Here is an 18,489-nt window from a genome sequence, read left to right as displayed (position 1 = left end):
AGTTTCAGCTTCTGGCGTGGGCATGAGCGAACCGTCGGACACCGAACGCCGCCCCAATCCCGTCGACCTGCATGTTGGCGCCCGTATTCGCATGCGTCGGCGGATCCTGGGCGTCAGCCAGGAGCGGCTCGCCGAGGACCTGGGCCTCACCTTTCAACAGGTTCAGAAATACGAGCGGGGCGCCAACCGGGTCAGCGCCAGCAAGCTTTACGAGATCGCCAAGAGCTTGCAGTCGCCCGTGGACTACTTCTTCGAGGGCCTCGAGGACACCACAAGCAGCGGCATGGCCGAGCGCGGGGAGCCCTTCGCGCACGACCTGTTGATGACGTCGGAGGGGCTGGAGCTCGCCACGCTGTTTCCCAAGATCGGCAGGCAAAGGGTTCGTCGCCGGATCTTGGAGCTGGTGCGATCCATGGCGGCGGAAGACGCAGCCGCTGAGACCGACGACTGATGCGGCTGTTAGATAAGCTCGCCTTGCTCGCATAAACATATCTTTATATGATTCTGGTCTAACTGGACTCCAACTGGGCGCCCGCGCGCCCGTGCGTGTCTTCATGACCGGAGCTGTCTCTTGAGCCGTTCGTCCTACATCTTCACCAGCGAGAGCGTTTCCGAGGGCCACCCCGACAAGGTCGCCGATCGGATCAGCGACACTGTGGTCGACGCCTTCCTCTCGGTCGATCCCGAGGCGCGGGTCGCCTGTGAGACGCTGGTGACCACCAATCGCGTCGTGCTGGCCGGTGAGGTCCGCGCCGGCAAGCCGGACGGTGACAAGAAGGCCAACAAGCAGCTGACCAAGGATATCCTTGGCTCGCTGGAGCCCAAGGTCCGGGCGGCGATCAAGGACATCGGCTACGAGCAGAAGGGCTTCCACTGGCAGAAGGCGAAATACTCGAACTTCCTGCACGGCCAGTCCGCTCATATCGCCCAGGGCGTGGACGCCACCGACAAGAAGGACGAAGGCGCCGGCGACCAGGGCATCATGTTCGGCTACGCCAGCACGGAAACCCCGGAGCTGATGCCGGCCACGCTGCAGTACAGCCACAACATCCTCAAGCGCCTGGCCGAGCTGCGCCACTCGGGCGAGCTTTCGGAACTTGAGCCCGACGCCAAGAGCCAGGTGACGCTGGAGTATGACGGCGCCGGCCGCCCGCAGCGCGTGGTTTCGATCGTCGTCTCGCACCAGCACAAGAAGAAGATCGACGGCAAGGCCGCGACCTCCAAGCGCGTGCTGGAGCTGATCAAGCCGCATATCCTGCCGATCTTCCCGGACGGCCTGATCACCAAGAAGACCCAATGGCTGGTCAACCCGACCGGCCGCTTCGAGATCGGCGGCCCGGACGGCGACGCCGGCCTCACCGGCCGCAAGATCATCGTCGACACCTACGGCGGCGCGGCGCCGCACGGCGGCGGCGCCTTCTCGGGCAAGGACCCGACCAAGGTCGACCGCTCGGCCGCCTATGCCTGCCGTTACCTGGCCAAGAACGTCGTGGCCGCAGGTCTGGCCGACCGCTGCACCATCCAGATCGCCTACGCCATCGGCGTGGCCCAGCCGGTGTCGTTCCACGTCGACCTGCACGGCACCGGCAAGGTCGATCCGGCGGTACTGGAAAAGACCCTGCCTCAGCTGATCGGCGGCGCGACCCCGCGCGCGATCCGCGAGCACCTGCAACTGAACCGCCCGATCTACGCCCGCACCGCCGCCTACGGCCACTTTGGCCGCACGCCGGACAATGAAGGCGGCTTCTCGTGGGAGAAGACCGATCTGGTGGGCGACCTGAAGGGCCTGGTGTAAAAATCTGTCATCCCGGCCAAGCGCGGAGCGCGCCGAGCCGGGACCGCCAGAAACGCTGGCGCTCGTCGCGGTCCCGGATCGGCCTTTCGGCCGTCCGGGATGACAGCTATTAGGCCCCCATGACCAACCCCCAACAACCCCATGGGCCACTGCGCTCGTTCGGCCGTCTGAAGTCGCGCCCAGTGAAGCCGCGCCAGCAGGCCCTGCTGGACACCCTGCTGCCTGAGATCGCCGTCCCCCAGGGGCCGTTCCAGCCGCTCGACCTGATGCCGGGGGCCAAGGCCGTCTGGCTCGAGATCGGCTTCGGCGGCGGTGAGCACATGGCCGCCCAGGCAGGCCGCAATCCCGAGACCCTGGTGATCGGGGCCGAGCCCTTCGTGAACGGTGTGGCCAGCGCTGTGCGTCACGTCGAGGAGCAGGCGCTCAACAACGTCCGCATCCACGAGGGCGACGCCCGCGACGTGGTCGACTGGCTGCCCGACGCTTGTCTGGACCGGGTTTTCATCATGTTCCCCGACCCCTGGCACAAGGCGCGCCACAACAAGCGCCGCCTGATCAAGCCGGAATTCGTGGCCAAGCTGGCCCGCGTGATGAAGCCCGGCGCGGCGCTGCGCTTCGCCACCGACTGGGCCGACTACGCCGAGTGGACGACCGAACGTGTTCTGGCTGATCCAGGCTTCCGCTTCGCCGATGAGGCGGCGGACCGCAACGCGATCCCGGCCGATCACGTGACCACGCGTTATGAGGAAAAGAAGCTGGGCGACTGCGCGCCGGTGTTCCTGGATTTCATCCGCGCGTAGGGGCCAAGAAAAAGGGCCGGCTTGCGGCCGGCCCTTCAGAACTCAGTAGCTTTCATTATAGCGCTTGATCGCCGTGCGGATGATCTCGGCGGTCTCGTCCGGATCGGCCCAGCCGGTGATCTTGGTCGACTTGCCCTTTTCCAGGTCCTTGTAGTGCTGGAAGAAGTGGGCGATCTGCTCGGTCAGGATGGTCGGCAGGTCGCGCCAGCTGGTCACGCCGGTGTAGAACGGGTGCAGCTTGTCGACCGGCACCGCCAGGATCTTTTCATCCGAGCCGGCTTCGTCGACCATCATCAGGGTGCCGATCGGACGGCAGCGGATGATCGCGCCGGGCACCACCGGGGTCGGACCCACCACCATGATGTCGGCAGGGTCGCCGTCGTCGGCCAGGGTGTGCGGGATGAAGCCGTAGTTGGCCGGATAGAACATCGCCGTATGCAGGAAACGGTCGACCATCAGGGCGCCGCTTTCCTTGTCGATCTCGTACTTCACCGGCTCCCCGCCCTGCGGGATCTCGATGATGGCGTTCAGGTCGTACGGCGGGTTCACGCCGACGGCGATCTTGGACAGGTCCATTTTGACTCTTTATCAGATGCGGCCCTTGGGGAGCGGCCTGCGCGGCTGGGCTTATAGGCCCAAAATGCTGCGACGCGGAAGACGACTCCGGAGATTTCCCCGCCATGAGTCGACAACGGCCGGCAATTCGCCTACAAAGCGTTCTACATCGTCCGTTAGCGCTAGATGGCGCTTTCGAGCGGCGGCCCGAAAGGCTGCCGCTTTTTGTTTGGCCGAACGGTCTCAGCGCCGCCGGCCCAGAACTTGAGTTGAGAGACCGTGCGCGGGAAGACGCAGGAAGACCGTGACCTGATCGAGATGCTCGATCCCGTGGCCGAGAGCCTCGGCTACGAGATTGTCCGTCTGCGCCTGATGGGCGGGACCGAGCAACGCCGACTGCAGATCATGGCCGAGCACCCGCTGCTGGAAGATGGCAGCGGCGGCGACATGAACGTCGAGGACTGCGCCAAGCTGTCGCGCGCCGTCTCCGAAGTGCTCGACGCGGCCGATCCGATCGCCGGCGAATACACCCTGGAAGTCTCCAGCCCCGGCATCGACCGGCCGCTGACCCGCCTGAAGGACTTCGACGACTATGCCGGCCTTGAGGCTCGCATCGAACTTGACCGCGTGGCCGAGGGCCGCAAGCGCTTCAAGGGCGAGCTGGCCGGCGTCGAGGACGACCAGGTGGGCTTGAACATCGAGGGCGAGGACGACGTCACCGTCTACTTCCCCTTCGCGTGGGTCATCGACGCCAAGCTCGTCATGACCGACGCCCTGATGGAGCGGGGGGCCAAGCAACGGGCCGCCCGCCTCGAATCCGAAAACGAAGACCTGTCCGAAAGTGAAGAGGACTGACCATGGCCATCGGCATCGCCGCCAACCGGCTTGAACTCCTGCAGATCGCCGACGCGGTCGCCCGGGAAAAGGGCATCGAGAAGGAAGTCGTCATCGAGGCTATCGAGGACGCGCTGCAGAAGGCCGCCCGCGCCCGCTACGGCGCCGAGCACGACATCCGCGTCAAGATCGACCCGAAGACGGGCGAGACGACGCAAAAGCGCGTGATCGAAGTCGTCGCCGACGAGACCGATCTGGAAGGCGAGATTGGCAAGATGCCGTTCTCGATCGCCAAGCGCACCTGGCGCGACGCCGAGATCGGCAAGGTCTACGAAGAGATCCTGCCGCCGTTCGAAATCGGCCGCGTCCAGACCCAGATGGCCCGCCAGGTCGTCATGCATAAGGTCCGCGAGGCCGAGCGCGAGCGTCAGTACGACGAGTACAAGGATCGCGTCGGCGAGATCGTCAACGGCAGCGTCAAGCGCGTCGAATACGGCAACGTCATCGTCGACCTGGGCCGCGGCGAAGGCATCATGCGCCGCGACCAGTCGATCCCGCGCGAGAACTTCAACGTCGGCGACCGCATCCGCGCCTATATCTACGACGTCCGCCGCGAGACCAAGGGCCCGCAGATCATGCTGAGCCGCGCCCACGGCGGCTTCATGGCCAAGCTGTTCGCCCAGGAAGTGCCGGAAGTCTATGACGGCGTCATCGAGATCCGCGCGGTCGCTCGCGACCCGGGCTCGCGCGCCAAGATGGCCGTCATCTCCAACGACGGCTCGATCGACCCCGTCGGCGCCTGCGTCGGCATGCGCGGCTCACGCGTTCAGGCCGTCGTGGCCGAACTGCAGGGCGAGAAGATCGACATCATCCAGTGGTCGGAAGACGAAGCCACCTTCATCGTCAACGCCCTGGCCCCGGCCGAGGTCTCCAAGGTCGTCATGGACGAGGAAGACGAGCGCGTTGAAGTCGTGGTGCCGGACGAGCAGCTGTCGCTGGCCATCGGCCGTCGCGGTCAGAACGTCCGCCTCGCCTCGCAGCTGACCGGCTGGCAGATCGACATCATGACCGAAAGCCAGGAGAGCGAGCGCCGTCAGCGCGAGTTCGCCGAGCGCACGACCCTGTTCCAGGAAGCCCTGGACGTCGACGAAGTCATCGCCCAGCTGCTGGTCACCGAGGGCTTCGCGGCGGTGGAAGACGTCGCCTATGTCGAGCCGCATGAAATCGCTTCGATCGAAGGCTTCGACGAAGAAACCGCCGAGGAGCTGCAGGCTCGCGCCCGCGAATTCCTCGAGAAGGAAGCCGCCGAGCTGGACGCCAAGCGCAAGGCGCTGGGCGTCGAGGACGAGGTCCTGGCCATCGAGGGCGTGACCCTGGCCATGGCCGTGGCTCTGGGCGAAGGCGACGTGAAGTCGGTCGAAGATCTCGCCGGTCTGGTGCCCGACGACATGCGCGGCTGGTTCGAGAACAAGGGCGGCGAGCGCGTGCGCGAGCCGGGCATCCTGGAAAGCTTCAACCTGTCGCCGGAAGACGCCGAGGCCCTGATCATGCGCGCTCGTATCGCCATGGGCTGGGTCGAGGCTCCGCCTGAGCCGGAATACGAAGGCGTCGAGGGCGACGCCTCTGAACAGGCCGCCGCTGAAGGCGACGTCACCGCTGAGCAGGAAGAGGCCTAAGCGCCCAGGCGCTGTGCTGGGCGGCCTCGCGGAGCAATCCGCGGGGCCGTTCGCGCTCCTAAGGCCGCCCGCAAGACCATGACCGAAGCCCCCGCGTCCAGGACCCACGCCGAAGCCAATCGCCTGCGCAAGGACATCGTCCTGGGCGAGGCGACCGACGAGGCGCGCCTGGTCCGGTTCGTGGCCGGGCCGGACGGCGTTGTGGTGCCGGACCTGGCGCGTAAGCTTCCCGGGCGCGGCATATGGGTCGGCGCCGACCGCGAGTCGATCACGACCGCCGCCAAAAAAGGGCTGTTCTCGCGCGCCGCCAAGACCAAGCTGACGCCGCCGGCGGATCTGGCCGACCAGGTCGAGGCGCTTCTGGCGCGGCGCGTTCTTGAGGGCCTGGGGCTTGCGCGTAAGGCTGGGGCCATTATTTCCGGGTTCGAAAAGGTCGTGGCCGCTCTCGCAACGGGCAAGGTCGCCTGGCTGATCGAGGCCTCGGACGGCGCCGAAGACGGTCGCCGCAAGGTCCTGGCGGCCGCCCGAAGGGCCGCAAATCAGCCGCGACTGCTGGGCGCATTCAATTCCGACGAATTGGGTTTGGCCTTGGGCGGGGAGAATGTGATACACACGGCGCTTCTCGCTGGGCGTGGGATCGAACGCTGGACTTTGGATGTCGAGCGTTTATCCGGCTTCCGCCCGCTTCTGCCTCCCGAATGGTCGGCGAACGGACGCGAGAACGACTAGGGGTCTTCGCCTATGGCGGTCCCTGGACAAGACGGCGGGCCTGTCCGCCCGGTCGGTTCGCCGACCTTGGCAGGCGCTAGAGCTTTTCCATCCCACCGGGCCTCCGGTGAGATGGAAAAGCTCTAGAATCTTTGAGTGAGCCCAGGTGTTCGGCCGGGCTCGTGAGTGAAGGGTCGGGGAAACGGCTTCCTTTTGGAGGTACGTCCGGGCCCCTTTCTCACATGGAACGAACGGTTTTTTAGCCGGGTACCGCCCGGCGGAAGTACAAGCGAGCGCATGAGCGACGAGAACGAAAACGGCCGACCCGGCGGACGCACCCCGATGACCCTGAAGCCCCGCCAGGGCTCAGTGAGCGCTGGGGTCGTGAAGCAAAGCTTCAGCCACGGCCGGACCAAGACGGTGGTGGTGGAAACCAAGCGGACGCGCACCCACGCGCCTGCAGCAGGCAATCTTGCCGCGCCGTCCTCGGCCGAGCGTCGCCAGGGCGATCCGCCCGCGCCGCGTCCGTCGCAGCCGCAAGGCGGCGGTGGTGGCGGTTCGGCCGGTGGCCTGTCGCAGGAAGAACTGCGCGCCCGCCAGCGCGTCGTCGACGCCGCCCGGGAGGCCCAGGCCCGCCAGGCGGCCGAACAGGCCGCCGCCGAGGCTCGCGCCCGCGCGGCGGCGGAAGCCGCCCAACGTGAAGCCGCCGCCAAGGCCGCCGCTGAACGCGCCGCAGCGGCTCCGCCGCCCGTCGCTCAAGCTCCGGCCGCCCCTGCGGCTCCCGTGACGCCGCCGCCGGCCGCCCCGCAGGCGCCGCGCCCCGTGGCCCAGGCTCCAGCCGCCCCGTCGGCGCCGCGCCAGGACTCCCCGCGTCAAGACGCGCGCCCCGCCGCGCCGGGCCAGACCCGGACCTACGAGCCCAGCCGCGATCGGCGCGATGATCGTCCCAGCACGACGACCTATCGTCCGGCCCCTCAAGGCGACCGCCCGTTCAACCAGCGCGCTCCGCGCCCCGATGCGGGCGCCAACTTCGGCCAACGCGCTCCGCGTCCCGAGGGTGACCGTCCGCGCGGTCCCCGTCCTGACGGCGACCGTCCGCAGGGCGATCGCGGCGGCTATCGCGGCGACCGCCCGCAAGGTGACCGCCCGCAAGGCGATCGTCCGCAGCAGACTGTGCGTTACTCGGCCCTGGCTCCGCGCCCGGCCCCCGGTGGCGCGCGCGGTCCCGGCGGTCCGCCCCGGGGTCCTCGCCCTGGCGTGCCCGCCTCGGCCCCGGCGACGCCGGAAATCCAGCGCGCCATGCGCTCGGCTCCGCGTCCTGGCGGTGAAGTCAGCCGTCGCCCCGACGAGGATGATGATCGCCGCAAGAGCGCCGCGCCGAACAAGGCCGTCTCGCGCGTCAAGGGCGCCCCGCAGCGCCGCGAAGGCCGCCTGACCATCCAGGCTGTCGCTGGCGACGGGGATTCCGCCGACCGGATGCGTTCGCTCGCCTCGGTCCGCCGGGCTCGCGAACGTGAAAAGGAAAAGCGTCGCGGCGGCGTGGCCGAACAGGCCCGCGTCGCGCGTGAAGTCGTCATCCCGGACGTCATCACCGTCCAGGAGCTGTCCAACCGGATGGCCGTGCGCGGCGTCGACATCATCAAGTTCCTGATGCGTCAGGGCGTGATGCTGAAGATCAACGACGTCATCGACAACGACACCGCCGAGCTGGTGGCCACCGAGTTTGGTCACACCGTCAAGCGCGTGTCCGAGGCCGACGTCGAAGAAGGCTTCATCGGCGCCGAGGACATCGACGATCACATGGAGCCGCGCCCTCCGGTCGTGACGATCATGGGTCACGTCGACCACGGCAAGACCAGCCTGCTCGACGCCCTGCGTTCGACGGACGTGGCGGCTGGCGAACACGGCGGCATCACCCAGCACATCGGCGCCTATCAGGTTCGCCTGAAGGACGGCCAACGCGTGACGTTCCTCGACACGCCAGGCCACGCCGCCTTCTCGGCGATGCGCGCCCGCGGCGCCAACATCACCGACATCGTGGTGCTGGTCGTGGCTGGTGACGACGGCGTGATGCCCCAGACGATCGAGGCGATCAAACACGCCAAGGCCGCCGAGGTGCCGATCATCGTGGCCGTCAACAAGATGGACAAGCCGGGCTCGGACCCGACCCGCGTGGTCAACGAGCTGCTGCAGCACGAGATCGTCGTCGAAAGCCTGGGTGGCGACACCCAGATCATCGAGGTCTCGGCCAAGGCGCGCACGGGTCTGGACGACCTGCTCGACGCCATCCTGCTGCAGGCTGAAGTCCTGGACCTCAAGGCCAACCCCGACCGCACCGCCGACGGCGTGGTGATCGAGGCCAAGCTGGACAAGGGTCGCGGCGCTGTTTCGACCGTCCTGGTCAACCGCGGTACGCTGAAGCGTGGCGACATCGTCGTCGCCGGCGCCCAGTTCGGTCGGGTTCGCGCCCTGCTGAACGAGCGCAACGAGCAGCTGACCGAAGCGGGTCCCGCCACCCCGGTCGAGATCCTCGGCCTGGACGGCGTGCCCTCGCCGGGCGAAGCCTTCGCCGTGGTCGAGAACGAGGCCCGCGCTCGCGAGCTGACCGAGTACCGCATCCGCCAGAAGCGCGAGAAGTCGCTGGCGCCGATCGGCGCGGGCGCTTCGATGGCCGACATGATGGCCAAGCTGCAGGACAAGAAGCTCAAGGAGCTTCCGCTGATCATCAAGGCCGACGTGCAAGGTTCGGCCGAGGCGATCATCGGTTCCCTGGACAAGATGGCCACCGACGAGGTCCGCGCGCGGATCATCCTGTCGGGCGCCGGCGCGATCAGCGAAAGCGACGTCATGCTGGCCAAGGGCGCCGGCGCGCCAGTCATCGGCTTCAACGTCCGCGCCTCGGCGCAGGCGCGAGCCCTGGCCGAACGCGAAGGCGTCGAGATCCGCTACTACGCGATCATCTACGACCTGCTGGACGACATCAAAGGCGTGCTCTCGGGCATGCTGGCCCCGATCCAGCGCGAAACCTTCCTCGGCAACGCCGAGGTGCTGCAGGCCTTCGACATCTCGAAGATCGGCAAGGTCGCCGGCTGTAAGGTCACCGAAGGCGTGGTCCGCAAGGGCGCCAAGGTCCGGATCATCCGTCAGGACATCGTCGTTCTCGAACTGGGCACCCTGCAAACGCTCAAGCGCTTCAAGGACGAGGTCAACGAAGTCCCCGTCGGTCAGGAGTGCGGCATGATGTTCCAGGGCTTCCAGGACATCAAAGTCGGCGACACGATCGAGTGCTTCACCGTCGAAGAGATCAAGCGCCAGCTCGACTAAGAGCGACGCAAGATCGGAAAATAGGGGCGCGGGTCGAAAGGCTCGCGCCCTTTTTCTTGGCGAACGCTCAGACTGGAAATCGCCCCATTCTCTGGCTACGCCTTGGGGATGCGCCTTAAAGCCCTTCTCGCCCTCACCGTTGTCGCCGCGACCCTGAGCGCTTGCGCCACCGCCAACCGCCTGGACGCCGGCGGCGATGTCCATGATCTGTTGGTCGCGATCCGCGACAATGATCGCGCGACCTTTGACGCGCACGTCGATCGGCAAGCCCTCAAGGGCCAGATCGAGGCGCGATTGATGGCGGAGGCCCGGCAGCGCGCCGGCCAGAGCAACAGCGCCATGGCCCTGGCCGCGATCGCCGCCGGCCCGCTGGCCGACGCGGCGGGCGAAGCGCTGATCCGTCCGGCGACTTTCCGGGCGGCGGCCAACTACTACGGCTACACCCCCGACAAGCCGATCCCGGGCCGCGTGGCGATCGCCGCCGCCCTGCGCCCTACTGGCGACGGTCGCGTCTGCGCTGCGCGCAAGGACGGCCCCTGCCTGTTGACCTTCAGCCGCGAAGGCGATCGCTGGCGGCTGTCGGGCTTTGACGCCTCGGCGGCCAATCTTCGCGGCAAATAATGCGTCGCTCGCTCGTCCGCAGCGCGATCCTCGCCGCCGCCCTTATCGGCGCGGCGTCGTCCGCCGCCCACGCCGAGACGCGGATGTTCTCGTACGATCCGATCTCGCCCGACGCCAAGCGGCTGACGGGGGCGGGGGTGACGCTCCTGTTCAAGGACGGGTTCTTGGGCGCCAGTCGGCCCATCAAGGTGCTGGCCACAGGCGTTCCGGCCCAGGCGATGCTGAAATCCGCGCGGTCGAAGGACCTCGGCCCCGGCGGCCTGTCGGCGATGAGCGGCGTCGACGCCAACGCCGCTCTCTACGAAGTCGACGCCTCGGCGGCGCAGGGCAAGATCTATCTGCGCGCCTTCTGTCCGGGCTCCACGCGGCTTTGGCTGTCCTTCAGCCCCATCGCGGTGCGGCGCGATCTGCGCATCCAGGCGTTCGGCGATGACCCCAAGGCGGCGGGCCAGGCGGGTCTGTGCGGGACGCTGGACTTCTCCTATCGCGGCGAATGGCGCCTGCCGGACAACCGCACGCCCGATCCGATGTCGGATTGGACCGACAACCCCCAGCGTCCCGACGTCTCAAACTAGGTGTCTCGCCAGCCGCGCGGCCAAGGTCTAGCCTCGTCCCAAAGCGGAGGGGGCGAGATGGCGAACGACACGGCGCTGGCGGGTTTTGAGTGCTTTGCTTTCGACGATGGTCGCTGGTCACGCGAGGTCTACAAGATCGGGTCAGGTCCCGCCGTCATCGTCATCCACGAGGTTCCGGGCCTGCATCCGGGCGTACTGGCCTTCGCCCGCGACCTGGCTGACGCCGGCCTCACCGCCTACTGCCCGAGCCTGTTCGGCAAGCCGGGCAAGCAGGTGTCACGCGGCTATGCGATCGGCGAGATTCTCAAGAACATCTGCGTGCGGCGCGAGTTCAGCGTTTGGAAGGATGGCCGCTCCAGCCCGATCGTCGACTGGCTGCGCGCCCTGGCCCGCCAGGCTCACGCCGACTGTGGCGGCAAGGGCGTCGGGGCGGTCGGCATGTGCTTCACCGGCGGCTTTGCGCTGGCGATGATGACCGAGCCCTCGGTGGTGGCGCCGGTGCTGTCCCAGCCCTCGCTGCCGTTCAAGGATCGGGGCGGCCTCGATTGCTCAGCGTCCGAGATCGCCTGCGCCAAGAAGCGGTTCCAAGACGAGAACCTGTCGCTGATCGCCATGCGCTTCACATCCGACAAGCTGGTGCCCGACGCCCGCATCGCCCGCCTGAAAGCCGAGTTCGGCGACAAGGTCGAGGTGGTGGAGCTGGCCGACACGGACGCTGCGCCCGGCCAGCCGATGGATCCCCACTCGGTGCTGACCCTGCACCTGCATCGCTCGGTCCCCTCCAGCGGCAGCATGAAGGCGCGCGACAAGGTGATCGCGTTCTTCAAGGCGAAGACGGCAGTCTGAGGCGCGGCTGGACATTCGCGGCTGGGAAGCCTAGACACCGCGCCTTCCGATTTTCCCCGCGCACCGGCGTTCGATCCGCCGGCCGGGCCGCAAGGACATCCGCGCCATGAAGCGCCACACCGACACCAAGAAGGGGGCTCTGACGGGTCCCTCGCAACGCCAGCTTCGCGCCGGCGAGCTCATTCGCCACGCTCTCGTGGAGATCCTCCGCGAGGAAGAACTGCAGGACGAGGCGCTACAGAACGTCTCGGTCACCGTGTCCGAGGTACGAATGAGCCCCGACCTGAAGCACGCCATCTGCTTCGTCGAGCCGCTCGGCGCTGGCCTGACCGGCCAGGATACGACGGACATCATCAAGGGCCTGAACCGGGTGTCGAAGTTCCTGCGCGGGCGCCTCGGCCGCAGTATCGACATGAAGTTCACGCCGGACCTGAAGTTCATCCACGACGAGAGCTTCGGCACGGCCGCCTATATGGACAAGCTGTTCCTGGATCCGCGCGTTCAGCAGGACACCCGCCGCCTGTCCGACGTGGTCTACGACGAAGACGAGGCCTGAGCGTGGCCCGCCGCAAAAAGGGCGACGCCGTCTCGGGCTGGCTTTGCCTGGACAAGCCCTACGACCTGACCTCGACGACGGCCGTCTCCCGCGTGCGCCGCGCGTTCAACGCCCAGAAGGGCGGCCACGCCGGCACGCTGGATCCGCTGGCGACGGGAATCCTGCCCATCGCCCTGGGCGAGGCGACCAAGACCGTCCCGTTCCTGATGGACGCCGACAAGGCCTATCGCTTCACCATCGCCTGGGGCCGCGACACAACGACGCTGGATCGCGAGGGCGAGACCACCGCGACCTCCGACGTGCGTCCGACCCGCGAAGCGGTGGAGGCGGCGCTGCCCGCCTTCATCGGCGAGGTCGATCAGGTTCCGCCCAACTTCTCGGCCATCAAGGTCGACGGGGAACGGGCCTATGATCTGGCCCGCGACGGCGTTGAATTCGAGCTGCCGACCCGAAAGGTCAGCATCTTCGACCTCAAGGTCGTGGACCAGCCAGACGCCGATCACGTGACGCTCACGATGGAATGCGGCAAGGGCACCTATGTGCGCGCCGTGGTCCGGGACCTGGCCAAGGCCTTGGGAACCTGCGGTCACGTCGCCGACCTTCGCCGCACGCGGGTGGGCGGGTTCTCCGAGGCTTCGGCGATAGCGCTGGAAACTCTGGAGAATTTGAGCTATGAGGCCCGGCTGTCGGAGGCATTGCTTCCGGTCGAGACCGCGCTGGACGACATCCCGGCGTTGGCCGTGACCGATGAAGACGCCTTCCGGCTTGCACAGGGACGCGCCATCGTCCTGCTTCCGCGTCAGGTGGAAACGTTGAAAGCCGAGCTTCCGCCCGGCGATCGCACTGTTTCCGCCATGTCCGGCGACAGGTTGGTGGCCCTGTGCGAGATGCGCGCTGGGAAGCTCAATCCCGTGCGGGTCTTCCAACTCACCTGAGCGGAGACAACCCGATGTCGATCACTATCGAGCGCAAGGCCGCTCTCATCGCCGAACACGCCCGCGGCGCGGGTGACACCGGCAGCGCTGAAGTCCAGGTCGCGATCCTCTCGGAACGCATCTCGAACCTGACCGAGCACTTCAAGACGCACAAGAAGGACAACCACAGCCGTCGTGGCCTGCTGAAGCTGGTTTCCCAGCGTCGCCGGCTTCTCGACCACCTGAAGAAGTCCGACGCCGGTCGCTATCAGTCCCTGATCGAAAAGCTGGGTCTGCGTCGCTAAGGCATCAAGATCCGCCGCCCCGCTCCGGCAGGGCGGCGGATCGCGTATTTGGGATCCGGCGGCCGAGACAGGCCGAACGCCGGATTACCCCAGGGTGGTCCGCTCAAAACGGATTGTCCGACTGTCCGAGGGTTCACGTCCTCAAACCCGCCTGTCACACTGGATGAGGATCATCGGGCCGGCTTCCGTTAGCCGTCCGCCCCTGTCCGCCCCGACGGGAATCCGCCCGCGGGAACCGAAAGAAGAAAAATGTTCGATATCAAACGCAAGACGATCGAGTGGGGCGGCAAGACGCTGGTCCTCGAAACCGGTCGCATCGCCCGTCAAGCCGACGGCGCTGTCCTGGCCACCATGGGCGAAACCGTCGTCCTGGCCACCGCCGTGTTCGCCAAGAGCCAGAAGCCGGGCCAAGACTTCTTCCCGCTGACGGTCAACTATCAGGAAAAGACCTTCGCGGCCGGCAAGATCCCCGGCGGCTTCTTCAAGCGCGAAGGCCGTCCGTCGGAAAAGGAGACCCTGGTCTCCCGCCTGATCGACCGTCCGATCCGCCCGCTGTTCGTCAAGGGCTTCAAGAACGAAGTCCAGGTCGTCGTCACCGTGCTGCAGCACGACCTCGAGAACGATCCCGACATCCTGGGCATGGTCGCCGCCTCGGCCGCCCTGACCCTGTCGGGCGCCCCGTTCATGGGCCCGATCGGCGCGGCCCGCGTGGGCTGGGTCGACAGCGCCTACGTGCTGAACCCGACTCTCGATGAGATGAAGGAAAGCAAGATGGACCTCGTCGTGGCCGGCACCGCCGACGCCGTGATGATGGTTGAATCGGAAATCCAGGAGCTCTCGGAAGAGATCGTGCTGGGCGGCGTCAACTTCGCCCACCAGCAGATGCAGGCCGTGATCGACGCGATCATCGACCTGGCCGAGCACGCCGCCAAGGAGCCCTTCGCGTTCGAGCCGGAAGACACCGACGCGATCAAGGCCAAGATGAAGGACCTCGTGGGCGCCGACATCGCCGCCGCCTACAAGATCCAGAAGAAGCAGGACCGCTATGAAGCGGTCGGCGCCGCCAAGAAGAAGGCCGTCGCGGCACTGGGCCTCTCGGAAGAGAACCCGACTGGCTACGACCCGCTGAAGCTGGGCGCGATCTTCAAGGAACTGGAAGCCGACGTCGTGCGTCGCGGCATCCTGGACACCGGCCTGCGCATCGACGGCCGTGACGTGAAGACCGTCCGTCCGATCCTGGGCGAAGTCGGCATCCTGCCGCGCACCCACGGTTCGGCCCTGTTCACCCGCGGCGAGACCCAGGCGATCGTGGTCGCCACCCTGGGCACCGGCGACGACGAGCAGTTCATCGACGCCCTGGAAGGGACCTACAAGGAGTCCTTCCTGCTGCACTACAACTTCCCGCCCTACTCGGTCGGTGAGACGGGCCGCATGGGCTCGCCGGGCCGTCGCGAGATCGGTCACGGCAAGCTGGCCTGGCGCGCCCTGCGCCCGATGCTGCCGAGCAAGGAAGACTTCCCCTACACGATCCGTCTGGTCTCGGAGATCACCGAGTCGAACGGTTCGTCCTCGATGGCCACGGTCTGCGGTTCGTCGCTGGCCATGATGGACGCCGGCGTGCCGCTGGTCCGTCCGGTCTCGGGCATCGCCATGGGCCTGATCCTGGAAAAGGACGGCTTTGCGGTTCTGTCGGACATCCTGGGTGATGAAGATCACCTGGGTGACATGGACTTCAAGGTCGCCGGCACCAGCGAAGGCCTGACCTCGCTGCAGATGGACATCAAGATCGCCGGCATCACGCCCGCGATCATGGAGCAGGCCCTGGCGCAAGCCAAGGAAGGCCGCGCGCACATCCTGGGCGAAATGAACAAGGCCATGGACGCGCCGCGCGCGGACGTGGGCGACTTCGCGCCGAAGATCGAGACCATCACCATCCCGACCGACAAGATCCGTGAAGTGATTGGTTCGGGCGGCAAGGTGATCCGCGAGATCGTCGCCACCACCGGCGCCAAGGTCGACATCAACGACGAAGGCACCGTTAAGGTCTCGGCGTCGGACGGCGCCAAGATCAAGGCCGCGATCGACTGGATCAAGTCGATCACCGACGAAGCTGAAGTGGGCAAGATCTACGACGGCAAGGTCGTGAAGGTCGTCGACTTCGGCGCCTTCGTGAACTTCTTCGGCGCCAAGGACGGTCTGGTTCACGTCAGCCAGATCAGCAACGAACGCGTCGCCAAGCCGTCGGACGTGCTGAAGGAAGGCCAGATGGTCAAGGTGAAGCTCCTGGGCTTCGACGACCGCGGCAAGACCAAGCTGTCGATGAAGGTCGTCGACCAGGAAACCGGCGAAGACCTGTCGAAGAAGGAAGCGGCGGCCGAAGAAGCCTAAGGCTTTTTCAGCTTCCCATTCCGGACGCTATCAGGCGGGCGGCTCCGAAAGGGGCCGCCCGTTTTGCGTTTGGAGCCCCCGCCCCTGTCCTGCGTTTCGCCCCAGAGCAGGGAGAAACCGCATCATGATCCGACGCGCCGCCTTTTTGGGTGCGCCGCCCGAACTTGCCACGGTCCTGCAATGGTCGGCCCGCATCGGCTACGCCGCCCGCGGCGCCGTCTACGTGGGGCTGGGTGCGATGGCCTTTCTGGCGGCGCTCGATCTGACCCCGAGGGCCAAAGGCGCGCGCGAGGTGCTTGAGACGTGGGCGGCCTGGCCGCTCGGCGGCGTCCTGATCGTGATTGTCGCCGCAGGTCTGGTGGGCTTCGCGGTCTGGCGCGGCGTGCAGGCGCTCTTCGATGCTGATCGACACGGGACGACGCTCAAGGGCTGGGCGATCCGGGGCGGACAGGCCCTGAGCGGGTTGGTCTACGGTGGTCTCGCATGGTCGGCGCTGGAGCTTCTGGACGTCTTCGAGGACGTCGGCGAGGCGGACGAGACCCAGAGCGCTCACCAGTACGCCGAAGCGATCCTGGGCTGGCCCGGGGGTGACCGCATCCTCGTCGTCGCGGGCCTGATCGTGCTGGGCTTCGGGATCGGCAATGTGATCCAGGGTCTGATGCAGGACTTCGCCAAACGCCTCTCTTGCGACGCAGACACCTGCGCGCGGGTCGTTCCGCTGGCCAAGATCGGCTATGCAGCGCGCGGTCTCGCCACCTTACCGCTCGGCGCTTTCCTGGTGGTCGCCGGGCTTGAGGTGCGTGCGAGCCAGGCTCGCAGCTGGGGCGACGCGCTACAGGTCGTCGAACAACAGCCCGCCGGTCCCTGGATCCTGGGCCTTGTCGCGCTGGGGCTGGTCGCCTTCGGCTTGTTCGGCTTCGTCGAAGCGCTGTCACGCCGCATCCGGCCGCCGGCCGCGCTGTAATTAGCGCTTGGGCGTCACCTTCACCACCGCCCCGTCCTGCGCGCCATTGTCGCCCCGGCAGGCCGCGAGTGTGTACTTCAGATCCATGCAGACCCAGACCTCGGTCAAACGGCCTTGCTTGACCCGGACGTTCAGACCCTCGCGGGTCATCCCCCGATTGCGTGCGATGAAGGCTTGGCGAATCTCTCCGGCGGTCATGGTTTCGTCGGCGCCCGGGTCCAGATCGGGAATGTTCAGCCGGTCCCGGATCTGGCGGGTCTTCTTGAAGTAGGCCTCCGGCGTCTTCCAGTTACAGGTTCCGTGCGCCTGCCACTCGTGCTGCAGAAGCCAGGGTGAAGGGGTCATGCACAGATTGGCTTTCACCGTCTTCACCCGCATCGGCGGACTCATGCGGCAATAGCGCGGATGCACCTTGTCGGGTCCGTTGGGCCACAGGCCGTGCACGGTGAACCCGAAGCGGTTGGCCTCACACTGGATCGCCTTGTCGGACTCCGGGATGCCGGCGCGGCAGGCCTCGGGCGACCAGTAGAGCGCCAGCAGATAGGCCGCGATCGGCACGTTGGGATGGATCTCGTCAGGCGGCGGGATCTCGGTCGGCGATGGCGTGACATCCTTGGGCACAGCGCACGCCTGGAGGCTGGAAGCCTCCGCAGCGGCGGCCGTGAGGGTCAGAGCGGCGGCCAGGATGGCGGCGGGGACGGTCTTCATCGGCGACTCCAGAGAACGCCTCGATAGGCCCGCCCCCTGCCGGAGCGTCAAGCCCGTGATCAGCGCCGCGCTTCCGTGGCCATCCGCACGGCCAGCCCGCCGAGCACCGTGGCCATCAGCCAGCGCTGCACAAGCGCAAAGCTCGGCCGGGTGGCGAGAAAACCGGCGATGGTTCCGGCGGCGAGACAGATCGCGCCGTTGACGGTCAGGCTGACGCCGATCTGGGTCAGGCCCAGCGCCAGAGACTGGCTGAAGACGCCGCCTTGCTCGGGCTTGATGAACTGGGGCAGCAGCGACAGGTAAAGCATCGCGGCCTTGGGATTGAGCATGTTGGTGACGAAACCCATCGTGATCAGCTTGGCGGGGCTGTCCTTGGGCAACTCGCGCACCTGGAACGGCGAGGCGCCGCCGGGGCGGATCGCCTGCCACGCCAGCCAGGCAAGATACAAGGCTCCGCCGAAGCGAAGCAGGTCGTAGGCGATCGGCGCGGCCATCAGGAGCGCGGTGATGCCCAGCGCCGCGCACAGCAGGTAGACGACGAAGCCCGCCCCCGTGCCAATCAGCGACACGATCCCAGCCCAGCGGCCCTGACAGATCGAACGGCTGACCAGGTAGAGCATGTTCGGCCCCGGCGTCAGGGCCATGCCTAGGCAGACAAGTGTAAAGGCGATCCAGGTCTTAGCTTCGGGCATGGGTGCGCATCCTCTCTCGGGTTCGATGGGGCGCCCAGGCGAACGGCTCTGACAGGTCGCGCTTCCCGAGGGTCGTTTCCCTCCGAACGCCAGTCGCGCGGCCCTTAGCGGCTTATCACGAGCGCGAGAGGGTTGGGAGGGCCCAAGCCTTTGCTTGGTCCACGGCGCACGCGCCGCAATTGCGAACGATTATCATTGCGAATGCATTGCAAGATCGCTAAGAACGCC

The 18,489-nt window shown here is 66.9% G+C and carries 18 protein-coding genes and 1 riboswitch; of the genes, 15 read left to right on the top strand and 3 right to left on the bottom strand.

Features of this window, described 5'->3' with window-relative positions; genetic code table 11:
- Positions 1-16: 16 nt before the first annotated feature.
- From J2X45_RS09945 to trmB, 3 genes are all read left to right on the top strand, one after another.
- Positions 17-451 (top strand): helix-turn-helix transcriptional regulator, encoded by a 435-nt coding sequence (locus J2X45_RS09945; protein ID WP_310214147.1) that lies wholly within the window; start codon positions 17-19, stop codon positions 449-451.
- 120 nt (positions 452-571) lie between these two features.
- Positions 572-1,795, top strand: a complete 1,224-nt coding sequence (gene metK / locus J2X45_RS09940) for a methionine adenosyltransferase (RefSeq protein ID WP_310214146.1) — start codon at positions 572-574, stop codon at positions 1,793-1,795.
- Between the two features lie 119 nt (positions 1,796-1,914).
- A complete protein-coding gene (trmB, locus tag J2X45_RS09935; protein WP_310214144.1) occupies positions 1,915-2,595 on the top strand; it encodes a tRNA (guanosine(46)-N7)-methyltransferase TrmB in 681 nt (226 codons plus the stop codon).
- Positions 2,596-2,637: 42 nt separating this feature from the next.
- On the opposite strand, the gene ppa is transcribed toward trmB, so the two are convergent.
- The gene (ppa, locus tag J2X45_RS09930) at positions 2,638-3,171 is read right to left on the bottom strand and encodes an inorganic diphosphatase (protein ID WP_062097522.1); all 534 of its coding nucleotides are present in this window, start codon (positions 3,169-3,171) and stop codon (positions 2,638-2,640) included.
- A 258-nt stretch (positions 3,172-3,429) separates the two neighbouring features.
- Between ppa and rimP the strand changes: the two genes are divergently transcribed.
- The 12 genes from rimP to J2X45_RS09870 all read left to right on the top strand — a co-directional run bounded on the left by rimP (position 3,430) and on the right by J2X45_RS09870 (position 16,861).
- A complete protein-coding gene (gene rimP, locus J2X45_RS09925) occupies positions 3,430-4,005 on the top strand; it encodes a ribosome maturation factor RimP (RefSeq protein ID WP_268066133.1) in 576 nt (191 codons plus the stop codon).
- Positions 4,006-4,007: 2 nt separating this feature from the next.
- Positions 4,008-5,660, top strand: a complete 1,653-nt coding sequence (nusA, locus tag J2X45_RS09920; RefSeq protein ID WP_310214140.1) for a transcription termination factor NusA — start codon at positions 4,008-4,010, stop codon at positions 5,658-5,660.
- Between the two features lie 78 nt (positions 5,661-5,738).
- Positions 5,739-6,389, top strand: a complete 651-nt coding sequence (locus J2X45_RS09915; protein WP_310214139.1) for an RNA-binding protein — start codon at positions 5,739-5,741, stop codon at positions 6,387-6,389.
- Positions 6,390-6,665: 276 nt separating this feature from the next.
- Positions 6,666-9,692: a translation initiation factor IF-2 gene (gene infB, locus J2X45_RS09910; RefSeq protein WP_310214138.1), complete on the top strand. Its 3,027-nt coding sequence runs from the start codon at positions 6,666-6,668 to the stop codon at positions 9,690-9,692.
- A gap of 102 nt (positions 9,693-9,794) precedes the next feature.
- Positions 9,795-10,313 (top strand): DUF2939 domain-containing protein, encoded by a 519-nt coding sequence (locus tag J2X45_RS09905; RefSeq protein ID WP_310214137.1) that lies wholly within the window; start codon positions 9,795-9,797, stop codon positions 10,311-10,313.
- The gene (locus J2X45_RS09900; RefSeq protein WP_310214136.1) at positions 10,313-10,888 is read left to right on the top strand and encodes a hypothetical protein; all 576 of its coding nucleotides are present in this window, start codon (positions 10,313-10,315) and stop codon (positions 10,886-10,888) included. Before J2X45_RS09905 ends, J2X45_RS09900 begins: the two co-directional genes overlap by 1 nt.
- A gap of 57 nt (positions 10,889-10,945) precedes the next feature.
- Complete coding sequence (locus J2X45_RS09895; protein WP_310214133.1) at positions 10,946-11,734, top strand: dienelactone hydrolase family protein; 789 nt, start codon at positions 10,946-10,948, stop codon at positions 11,732-11,734.
- 106 nt (positions 11,735-11,840) lie between these two features.
- Entirely contained in the window at positions 11,841-12,290 is a 450-nt protein-coding gene (rbfA, locus tag J2X45_RS09890) for a 30S ribosome-binding factor RbfA (RefSeq protein ID WP_310214132.1), read from the top strand.
- A 2-nt stretch (positions 12,291-12,292) separates the two neighbouring features.
- The gene (gene truB, locus J2X45_RS09885) at positions 12,293-13,225 is read left to right on the top strand and encodes a tRNA pseudouridine(55) synthase TruB (RefSeq protein ID WP_310214130.1); all 933 of its coding nucleotides are present in this window, start codon (positions 12,293-12,295) and stop codon (positions 13,223-13,225) included.
- 14 nt (positions 13,226-13,239) lie between these two features.
- Entirely contained in the window at positions 13,240-13,509 is a 270-nt protein-coding gene (rpsO, locus tag J2X45_RS09880; RefSeq protein WP_013077242.1) for a 30S ribosomal protein S15, read from the top strand.
- A gap of 249 nt (positions 13,510-13,758) precedes the next feature.
- On the top strand, positions 13,759-15,897 hold the full coding sequence (pnp, locus tag J2X45_RS09875; protein ID WP_310214127.1) for a polyribonucleotide nucleotidyltransferase: 2,139 nt from the start codon (positions 13,759-13,761) through the stop codon (positions 15,895-15,897).
- Between the two features lie 124 nt (positions 15,898-16,021).
- On the top strand, positions 16,022-16,861 hold the full coding sequence (locus J2X45_RS09870; RefSeq protein WP_310214126.1) for a DUF1206 domain-containing protein: 840 nt from the start codon (positions 16,022-16,024) through the stop codon (positions 16,859-16,861).
- Here the strand turns inward: J2X45_RS09870 and J2X45_RS09865 are convergent, their stop codons facing one another.
- Positions 16,862-17,581, bottom strand: a complete 720-nt coding sequence (locus J2X45_RS09865; RefSeq protein WP_310214415.1) for a ribonuclease T2 family protein — start codon at positions 17,579-17,581, stop codon at positions 16,862-16,864.
- Between the two features lie 47 nt (positions 17,582-17,628).
- Positions 17,629-18,261, bottom strand: a complete 633-nt coding sequence (locus J2X45_RS09860) for a LysE family translocator (RefSeq protein WP_310214124.1) — start codon at positions 18,259-18,261, stop codon at positions 17,629-17,631.
- 25 nt (positions 18,262-18,286) lie between these two features.
- Positions 18,287-18,368, bottom strand: a riboswitch (ZMP/ZTP riboswitch).
- Positions 18,369-18,489 lie beyond the last annotated feature (121 nt).

It is taken from the genome of Caulobacter sp. BE264 (assembly GCF_031457805.1).
GTDB lineage: Bacteria > Pseudomonadota > Alphaproteobacteria > Caulobacterales > Caulobacteraceae > Caulobacter.
The sequence above is the reverse complement of the archived record's forward strand: the minus strand, read 5'-3'. Positions and strand labels throughout refer to the sequence as shown.

Excerpts from the sequence above, each read along its gene's own strand:
- trmB (WP_310214144.1), top strand. The coding sequence starts at position 1,915 with ATGACCAACCCCCAACAACCCCATGGGCCACTGCGCTCGTTCGGCCGT.
- ppa (WP_062097522.1), bottom strand. The coding sequence starts at position 3,171 with ATGGACCTGTCCAAGATCGCCGTCGGCGTGAACCCGCCGTACGACCTG.
- nusA (WP_310214140.1), top strand. The coding sequence starts at position 4,008 with ATGGCCATCGGCATCGCCGCCAACCGGCTTGAACTCCTGCAGATCGCC.
- J2X45_RS09915 (WP_310214139.1), top strand. The coding sequence starts at position 5,739 with ATGACCGAAGCCCCCGCGTCCAGGACCCACGCCGAAGCCAATCGCCTG.
- infB (WP_310214138.1), top strand. The coding sequence starts at position 6,666 with ATGAGCGACGAGAACGAAAACGGCCGACCCGGCGGACGCACCCCGATG.
- J2X45_RS09900 (WP_310214136.1), top strand. The coding sequence starts at position 10,313 with ATGCGTCGCTCGCTCGTCCGCAGCGCGATCCTCGCCGCCGCCCTTATC.
- J2X45_RS09895 (WP_310214133.1), top strand. The coding sequence starts at position 10,946 with ATGGCGAACGACACGGCGCTGGCGGGTTTTGAGTGCTTTGCTTTCGAC.
- rbfA (WP_310214132.1), top strand. The coding sequence starts at position 11,841 with ATGAAGCGCCACACCGACACCAAGAAGGGGGCTCTGACGGGTCCCTCG.
- rpsO (WP_013077242.1), top strand. The coding sequence starts at position 13,240 with ATGTCGATCACTATCGAGCGCAAGGCCGCTCTCATCGCCGAACACGCC.
- pnp (WP_310214127.1), top strand. The coding sequence starts at position 13,759 with ATGTTCGATATCAAACGCAAGACGATCGAGTGGGGCGGCAAGACGCTG.
- J2X45_RS09870 (WP_310214126.1), top strand. The coding sequence starts at position 16,022 with ATGATCCGACGCGCCGCCTTTTTGGGTGCGCCGCCCGAACTTGCCACG.
- J2X45_RS09860 (WP_310214124.1), bottom strand. The coding sequence starts at position 18,261 with ATGCCCGAAGCTAAGACCTGGATCGCCTTTACACTTGTCTGCCTAGGC.